This window comes from Cobetia sp. BL01, assembly GCF_056493605.1.
The window spans coordinates 1-553 of record NZ_JBVBEE010000028.1 but is presented as its reverse complement, the minus strand read 5'-3'; the positions used below and the strand labels follow the sequence as shown (position 1 = coordinate 553).

The following is a 553-nucleotide window of genomic DNA, read 5'->3' as shown; positions in this document are numbered from 1 at the left end:
TACCACCGATGCCGAAGATGGCAGCACCGTCACGCTGCTCATCACCGACAGTGACGGCAACGAGCAGACCGTTACCGCGACCGTCGAGAACGGCACCTATACGGTTGACGCCGAGACCCCGCTGAGCGAAGGCGAGTACAGCGTCGAAGCCACTGTCACCGACCCGGCCGGCAACACCGCGACCAGCAATGACGTGGGCACACTGGTTGGCAGTGATTCTGGCGCGGTAACAGAGGATGGCGTTACCGAAGCTTCTGGCACGCTTGTCGATGTTGAAAGCACCGATGTGGTCGCTGGCTCCCAAAGCGATGATTACGGCACTTTCAGCGTCAATGAGTCAGGTGAGTGGACCTACACGCTCGATAACGAAGCCGCTGCCGTCCAGGGGCTGGATGCAGGCGATACTGTCAGCCAGTCATTTGTGGTCGAGCTGAGCGATGGGACGACCACCACGGTCGACATCGTTATCACCGGCACCGACGACCTGCCGGTCATCACGGCCGATTCTGGCGCCGTGGAAGAAGACACCACCCTGGAAGCCAGCGGTACGCTA

At 60.8% G+C, this 553-nt stretch carries 1 protein-coding gene; it reads left to right on the top strand.

The features are described 5' to 3' along the window. The coding region (locus ACZYGA_RS16960; RefSeq protein ID WP_479399729.1) for a VCBS domain-containing protein at positions 1-553 on the top strand (553 nt) is incomplete at both ends.